Genomic DNA, 7,985 nt, shown 5'->3' with positions numbered 1-7,985 from the left:
TCGGAGTGTCTCTACGTCGGCATCCTCGGGCCTCGCCGGGCAGATCAGGAACTCCTCTGGCGGGCGTTCCTGGTTGCGCATGAAGAGCACCGTATCGGCAAGCACCTCCCGGCGGCCGGCTGTTGCGATAGCAATGGCGATCTTCAGCTTGGCGGGCGACGTCACGGCCGCCTCTCTCCAGGTGGTGCCGCCAGACATAACGGCGTTGCGGGAATAGTGATCATGAATATTGCGCAAAATCTGTATGATCGCATTAGGAGAGAATCGCCATGGCGCCGACTTCGCTACATTTCGAGGCGGCAAACCGAAGGCCATATTGCCCTGTGGAATAGTGCGATCGCCATTCGCTACGCTTGATGCATAGGGAAACTAGAGGGCCACTGAATTGTTTCACGACGCCAAATTACAAATGTCACCCTCGGCTGCTTCCGGTTCGCCTTCCCGCGCGAAGCGCCCTTTCGTTGATCGAGCTGCTCCAGCGTTGGACTCGCGCAGAGCGGCCGTGGGGTTGATGACATTGGCCGCGGCGAGCCCTGGCGCATGCCTTTCGATCGTTTCAGACCCGCGGCCGGCCTATCACATCCTAAGTCCGAGATGAAGCCTACGTACCTCCCCAGCCAGCCCCAATGCCGTTCCGAAACCACAGACCACCGCAGGGACAGCTTCCAGTGAGGACCGCCCAGGGTCCGAACGCCGATTGGCCCTGAAACATCTTGTGAACACTCGAGGAGAGCGCGTTAGAGGTGACGGCCGACTCGATCCGATGAGGCGCCAGAACAAGATTTGTTCCCTCAGACACGCCAAGCGAATAGCTTAGGTAATTCAGGCAGCTATTGGGGCACTCGTCCAGACCCATTTGAACTGTGTTAGAGGGCCTTCAGTCTGGATTGATGTAGGATATCGTGATTTTTAGGCCTTTTTTCCGCCTTGCCCGCAAAGTTAGTCAACTGGTTTGCATTCTTCCCCACTTATCGTGTTTGAGGGAGCAATGCTTGTTCCGATCCCGTATAGGGACACGAAGCTTGGCAAATGCATCGCAGAGAAGATCCATGCCTCGAACGTCACCAATCGCGAAATAGCAGAGGCGCTCAAGAACGGCTCGATCGTCACTCAACTGCTCAGTGGCCGAGCGTAGCTACCAATTGGTAGCTGCGAAGCCTTCGCCGACTTCTTCGACCTCGATCCAGCGCCACTGATCGATCTGGCGCCACAGGATCGCTATCCGGACTTCTTCAGGCAACCCGCGCTCTTCGACACCGAGCGGCTCAGCCTAGCGGACGAAAAGTCCTAACGGTTCCCATTTGCATCGCAAATGGCTAAAGGCCGCTCGGCTTCTAATGGCCTCCTAATTATACATGCACTTAATTAAGCAAAAGATCGGGCAGAGTTCGTGGCCGCGCGCCGCATCCGTCGGGCTTCGGGTGCGGCTATTTTAGGCAAGCATGGCGACCAGATCAGGTCAAACACCCCTATGTCGAGATAGCAGCTAGACCGGAGCCCATTTGGAACTCTGGCCATCAAAAGCACCGACTGAGGACCGTGGCGATGGTCATTGAATATCGCGTCTTCGAAAATAGAAAGCTCATCTTCCGCCAGGCGGTTGTGGTGCTCGATCTCATGGATGAGACAGTCGTCCAAACGGCCACCAACATTGCGTTGAAGGCGTTTAAGAAAGAGCACCCGCAAGTGAACCTGTCGGCCCCTAATGTGAGCGCCTCCTGGTACAGACCTGACGTTCCACCTCCGCTGGAAAGCATGACATAGCTCTCGCGATACGGCTTCCACGGCGTGAACTGGTTGAACTAGCGGGCTGGAGGTTAGCGATGGTCTCGTCCTAAAGAAGTTGAGTTCGATATTCAGACCCTTATTTCAATGAATGGCTCAGAGTTTATTGGCTTGGGGCGACTCGTTTGAGGATACGAGGGCTAGATTTGCCTGAGTCGACGACCCCTTTCGAAGAGCGCCAAGCTTAAGAAGGACTTATCCCCTAGCACTTTCGCATATTGTCGTTAGCGGGGATGTACGCAAAGAATCCCAAATGGCTGTATACTTCCAGAATTGGCTCTTCTCATGAGCCACAGGTGCACTCCAAATATAGGCTGGTGTTGTGTGCTAATTTGTTCATGATCTATCGGGGGGTGGATTTCAATGCGGGCGAAAAGCAAATCTTTGACGCAGAAACTCCGCGATGTAGCGCTGCTCAACAACCAAGGCCAGGGCGAGCGCAAGATCGTCGGACGGATCAAGCGAGTGTGCGATCTATTTTCTCATCCTGTACGTCACAAGCGGGTCATGCACGCGTTGAACAAACCCATTTTTCGCGGCATTTTAAAGCGGCAGCCGCAGCTTACTATAAAATATTTGCACTATCGGCATTTGGTGAGGGGGATATCGACCGACGAACGTGCGGCGACCATGATCCATCATTATGATTTACTGGGAACTAAATTCGATTCCGTGTTTGTCGCAAAAGTTCTCGATAAGGAAGCCTATCTTTGGGACTATCCAACCGATGCGGGCCGCCATCGCGTTGTTCTGAAATTTTCGGATCCTACTGACAATGAGGGCGAGCTGACCTTCGAATATCAATTCGAGGGCGTTTTGATTTATCTTCTATCTTTCAGTTTTGCGCCTGGGTCGCTTGCGGGCCTGCCGGCAAACACGGTGGTCTTGCTGACCCGCCTTCAAGGCACCAAGAGCGATTTCGAACTACTCCGAACCGCCATGAAGTCGTTGCGCGGCCTCTCTGCTCCGGCTGTCTTGATCGCTGCGCTCCACGGCCTTGCGGACGGCATGGGCTTAACGACAATTCTGGGCGTCTCCGCCGAGGCCCAGGTATGTTACTACGACGGACAACCATCAGTTTTCGTTGCTGCCTATGATGACTTCTTTACGAGCCTTGGTGGATCGAAGCTAACGTCCAAGTTCTACGCCTTGGCATTGCCGCTGGTGGAGAAACCCATCGACGAGGTCAAGTCGAATAACCGCTCTCGGACCAGGGCGCAACGCGATCTGAAGAAGTCGATCGCCGGTTCCGTTCAAGACGCAATTATGCAGAATCTAGAGACTGTTCCAGGGACGACCATCCGGAGTAGTAGCGTTGCCCCGACTTCCCAATTGAACTGTTCGTTGAACTAAACCTCGCTCCCTGGTGAAACAATGTATCCGAAACGCAGCACAGTCGTGGTCGTCTTCACCGCGGCTTTTGCGGTCGCCGCTGGCGGCTTGCCCAAAACCCGCGCGCCATCATCTTGGACCATTCATCCGCTTAACCCCAAAGTGCTATGATTCTATAGCGATTGATAACTTGAACCTTACCACCCGCTTAGCGCATGAAATAGAGAGCTATGGGACGCCCTATATCTACCGGAGGTCACAATAGAATGGACCAGGATCTATCAACGAATGCGGATCTCGTGAAAATTGCCGCGGATGTCGTTGCGGCTTATGTCGCAAACAATTCCATTTCCTCTGCCGATCTTCCACGGCTCATCGCAGAGGTCCATGCAGCGTTGGCACGTATTGAGAAGGCAGAAATCTCCCAGGAAGTCGAGGTGGCCAAGCCAGTTCCCGCTGTGCCGATCAAAAAGTCGGTCACACCAGACTTCCTCATTTCTCTCGAGGACGGCAAGAAGTACAAATCATTGAAGCGGCATCTGTCGAGCAGCCATGGCATGACGCCCGAGGACTACCGAGCCAAATGGGGCCTTCCGGCTGATTATCCCATGGTCGCACCAAACTATGCCAGGCAGCGTTCCGAGCTCGCCAAGACGATGGGACTTGGGCAGGGCCGCAGATCGATTCCTCGAGGCAAATAGCCGATATCCGATAGCCAGGTTTGATCGTGAGTGTGGGCGCGTATGCCCACGCCCAGCAGGAATGGGCAGGTGTGGACCGGCCATAAACGGCGTTATGCGAATTTAACGGATTCCATAGCGACCCCTTGCATTCGACAGCACATGACATACGTGATATGAAACTGTTTATACGCAATCTCACGTGGCACCATGTCGGATAGGCTCTTTTCTTCGTTCCTGATGGTCGACCGGCAGCTTACGCCGGCCATGGGGCCGAGCGCGTCTGGTGCCCCAATAAAGCAAGGCCAGTCGCTGCGCTCTGAAAAGAACGCTCGTGACCTATTTGTCATGGCCTTCCTTCGAGCCCTTCAAGAAGCCGCGCCGGATGGATCGGCTTTGTCGGGTACAGCTCCGGTGCAATCGTCGGATCTCGCTGCCGCGGCAGCCGACATCGCTCTTGGCCACTCCGTCGTCCTACAACTCAAGCCGGACTTGCCGGCGGGACAACTAAGCGCGGTGCGAGCCTTTCTCGAGACCGTTGTCCGGGTCAGCGCGAACCTCGACGAAAGCCGGCTTGAGGCGGCGATCGGCAAACTAGCCGAAGTTCTTCTGCCGGATGAGCTTGCCGACGCCCGAGGACCCCTCGCCACCGACAATCTCGAGCTGCGTGACCGATTCATTGCGCAGGTTCCTCAGTTGATGAGTCCGGAGATCTCGGAGCAAGCCGGGCTGCGTACTAAGAACCCTTACGCGACGGCGGCACGCTGGAAGAAGGCGGGGGATATCTTCTCCGTACAGCATCGCGGAAAGGAGTATTTCCCGGCCTTCCAGTTTCGTGAGGGACGGCCGCACCCCACGGTCAAGAAGGCTCTCGCTGTGCTCCCTGCGCGTTTGTCTCCCTGGCAGCGCGCCTTCTGGTTTGTGTCGACCAATGGCTGGTTGGGCGACAGGGCGCCTGTCGACGTGCTTGACGACCCGCAGGCTGTCGTGGCGGCTGCGGCGCGTGAGGGTGAAGAGGTGGTCGGTTGAGCGTTTCAATCGTACCTCCGCCGCCCTCACGTTTTCCAAGCATCAACACCCAGACGATCCTCCAAGGCAGCATCCTTCATAGGACGCACGGATCCAGCTTCCGGGCTGCCCAGTTTAACCCTTGCAAGGGGCAACCCACGCGATTCGCTCCGTTTGCCGACGCGGCCAACAAGTGCGTTCCGACGCTCTACGCGGCAACGACGCGTGAGGCGGCGGTCTTCGAGTCGATCTTTCACGACATTGAACCGACGGCACCCTTTAAGACTGTACGCCTCGACGTCGTGGAATCGAGCACGGTGAGCAGGATCGCGGCGAAGCGCGATTTGGTTCTTGCAAGATTGTTTGCGCCGGACCTCAAGGGGTGGGGGGTGAGCCGCGGCGACCTTATTGAGACACCGAAATCAACATATGGTCAGACAGTGCTGTGGGCGGAGGCGTTCCATCGGGCGCGATCGGACGTGGACGGGCTGATCTGGACGTCACGCCAATGCGATCCCGACGTATGCGTGATCCTATTCGAAGATCGCGTTAGCGAGTCCGAATTCGAGGTTCTCGACTGCATCGATGTCAGAGCGGATGCGGCTCTTTTGCTGGAGCTTAGGAGTTTTGGCCACCGGGCCGGGATCACCATCATCTCCTAGGCGTCTGTCGTCGTGGTTTGAGTCGTGGCTTCTCGTCCCGGACCCTTGCGACCCGAAGGAAGATTTGGACAAGGTGTCGGCCGTCACCGTCAATCATAAACTTCGTTATGCGAATTCGCGCTGTAGCTGCAATATAGAGATGCCACTCTCCCGCCAAGTTGGGATGACACTCGCTGACGGTTTGGCATCAGCGTAGTGTGGTTCGACTGGTGGTGTCTATGAGCGAGAAAGAGTTCTCGCGTCTCAATATTTTGCTCGATGTCGAAGCCAAGCGTCTGCGTGTCGATGATGCAGTGCAACTACTTAATTTAAACTTTCGGCAGGGCGTCGCTCTGAAGGCTGCCGTGATATGTCTGGTCTTAAGACAAGCATTAAGCAAAAAAGGCCCGGCTTTCGCCGGGCCTCTCCATTCTTGAAACGGCTTAGAAGGTCCGCTTGATGCGGATACCACCCTCCCAGGTATTGGCTTTCGCGTCGTGGAAGGTTCCGTTAAAGAAGCCGTTCTGTTGATCGACACGGGTGTAAGAGACTTCACCGGCCACGCTGAGGCCCTTAACAATCGTGTAGGTCAGGTTTCCGGCAAAGGTGAGCTCATTCATGCTATAGTCAACGGCGCCGCCGCCCCGTGCAGCGTCGTACTTGATGTCAATATAGCTACCGACAAGGTTAGCATTCAGCACCGGCGTGATATTTCCGCCAAGTTCGCCAACGATCGACCAGCCCTTGCCACTATTAACGCGCGTGGGGATGGTATTGGCAATAAAGCGATCCGTGGCGCCAAGCCACGTGTTGCCTGCTCCGAGATACTGCGTCGCGGCGTCGGCGTACTGACCTTCAACGATGAAGTGGCCACCGTCGATGAATGGAAGCTTGATCAAGCCAGTAGCACCCACGGCAAAGCCGTACTTGCTGCTGTTAACGATCGGGTCACCTAGAGAAGTCGCAACGGTAGAGGTACCTTCGCCAGAGCGGTTCTGGTGAGCTGCTGCCTGAACGGCCAGGGCACCCCAATCGGCGTCGTAGCGGAGTTGACCGACCACATCCGGCACCTGCTGGCCACCTTGGATGTAGACAAACCCTCCTGCCGGGCTAACGCCGAGGCCGTCAAACGCATTGGCGCGATGGTCACGACCGTCTTCGATCGACAGGGTGGCGCTGAAGCCACCACCGAACTGCGCGGTGTAGGCAAGCAGGTTAACCGTGCTCGATTCAGCATAGTAAGGCGCCCAGATGGTGTCGCCGTATTCGTTATCGTAGAAACCGAAGAACGAATGGGCGTAACCAGCCGTCAGGCCACCGAACTGGATGAAGGCCTTGTCGATCGAAAAGGTGTTGCCGTTATAAGTGCCACCGCGGCCCTGGGCCGAAATCGGATGGGAGTCAGCGTTGATCTGGAAGTAGGAGCGCAGCAGACCCCAATCGGTCTGGGTGCGAGCGTCGAACCAGATACGGCCCTGGGTGTTGAAGGCGCTGCGATTGTCGTTGCGGCTGAAACTCTGACTTTTGCCGACATTGACTGGCGTATCACCGCCGAATGCGCGGTAGTCAGCGCGGATTTCGCCACCGATCTTGAGACAGGTGTCGCTGCCGGGGATGTAGAAAAAGCCGGGGCCGAAGGTCGAGCAAACCTTCACATACTCAACCGCTTCGCCCTTGGTCATGGGCAGGTCGGCAGCCTGGGCAGCGCCGAGGGCCGCGATTCCGGCAGCCGCGCCAAGTAGAAGAGACTTAATCATCATCAGGATGATCTCCAAGACAGGTTTTTACTTTGGCCATTGAGGTGGCCGTGTGGCGATTTCCCGATCATGTCGGGGGTTAGATCCCGTTGTGAGGATCATTGGCACACCATGGGGCCGGGAAGTTCCCGAGCGCAACACGCTCTCGTCACCAAATCGCCATTTTCCCACAAGGTGTGGCCGCAAAGACACAAATAGAAGTGATGAAAGTTTAGGCAAACTTTACAATACTGGAAACTATTTTAAATATACTTACCATCTGTCTCGGTTGAGATATTTATAGAATCACACCTTATACGGGCATTATCGCTATTTATCTACAAATTTTTGTTGTAAATCTCATTTTTTGTACCTCTACCAAAGCAAATATATTTATTTTCAACAGATATAGTTACATCGTTAAATCTTAATCTTACAATACGATCAAAACAAAATTCTACCAGAAGTTTTACACGCCACGGGTGCGCTTTTGCTTAGGCATTCGTTATAATACGCTAACTTTTGCCTGGTGCGTCGAATGGTAGCAGTATTGACGGGATAAGGACTGGTGGTTACACTTTCTGCGGGTTTGCGAGACCCCTGACCTAAAATAGAAGCCCGGTTGTGCTTGACCTCCCAGCCGGGCTTCTTTCTGGGCCAAATGCAGTTCGGAACATGGCGCTGCCGGAAGTGCCTTACTAGAACGGCCGCAGCGCGCGTGGTGTGGGCGCAAATCAAGAGCGACGCCGAGATCGAACTTTAGAATGCGTGCCTTAAAGTCATCCGCCAATTGCCAAATACCT

General features: G+C 55.2%; 7 protein-coding genes. 6 read left to right on the top strand and 1 reads right to left on the bottom strand.

The window, feature by feature from the left end; translation table 11 throughout:
* The first annotated feature begins 1,545 nt into the window (after positions 1-1,545).
* The 6 genes from QQL24_RS22330 to QQL24_RS22305 all read left to right on the top strand — a co-directional run bounded on the left by QQL24_RS22330 (position 1,546) and on the right by QQL24_RS22305 (position 5,883).
* Complete coding sequence (locus tag QQL24_RS22330; protein WP_284314508.1) at positions 1,546-1,764, top strand: hypothetical protein; 219 nt, start codon at positions 1,546-1,548, stop codon at positions 1,762-1,764.
* A 384-nt stretch (positions 1,765-2,148) separates the two neighbouring features.
* Entirely contained in the window at positions 2,149-3,138 is a 990-nt protein-coding gene (locus QQL24_RS22325; RefSeq protein WP_284314507.1) for a DUF535 family protein, read from the top strand.
* Between the two features lie 245 nt (positions 3,139-3,383).
* Positions 3,384-3,818, top strand: coding sequence for a Ros/MucR family transcriptional regulator (locus QQL24_RS22320; RefSeq protein WP_284314506.1), 435 nt, complete (start codon positions 3,384-3,386; stop codon positions 3,816-3,818).
* Positions 3,819-4,007: 189 nt separating this feature from the next.
* The gene (locus QQL24_RS22315) at positions 4,008-4,826 is read left to right on the top strand and encodes a hypothetical protein (protein ID WP_284314505.1); all 819 of its coding nucleotides are present in this window, start codon (positions 4,008-4,010) and stop codon (positions 4,824-4,826) included.
* The gene (locus tag QQL24_RS22310) at positions 4,823-5,467 is read left to right on the top strand and encodes an RES family NAD+ phosphorylase (RefSeq protein ID WP_284314504.1); all 645 of its coding nucleotides are present in this window, start codon (positions 4,823-4,825) and stop codon (positions 5,465-5,467) included. The genes QQL24_RS22315 and QQL24_RS22310 overlap by 4 nt, the downstream gene beginning before the upstream one ends.
* 218 nt (positions 5,468-5,685) lie before the next feature.
* Positions 5,686-5,883, top strand: coding sequence for a hypothetical protein (locus QQL24_RS22305; protein ID WP_284314509.1), 198 nt, complete (start codon positions 5,686-5,688; stop codon positions 5,881-5,883).
* 6 nt (positions 5,884-5,889) lie between these two features.
* Here the strand turns inward: QQL24_RS22305 and QQL24_RS22300 are convergent, their stop codons facing one another.
* On the bottom strand, positions 5,890-7,221 hold the full coding sequence (locus tag QQL24_RS22300; protein WP_284314503.1) for a porin: 1,332 nt from the start codon (positions 7,219-7,221) through the stop codon (positions 5,890-5,892).
* Positions 7,222-7,985: the final 764 nt, after the last annotated feature.

It is taken from the genome of Labrys miyagiensis, assembly GCF_030160835.1.
In the GTDB taxonomy this organism is placed as follows: Bacteria; Pseudomonadota; Alphaproteobacteria; order Rhizobiales; family Labraceae; genus Labrys; species Labrys miyagiensis.
Note: the sequence above shows the minus strand (reverse complement) of the source record. Positions and strands in the feature narration are given on the sequence as shown.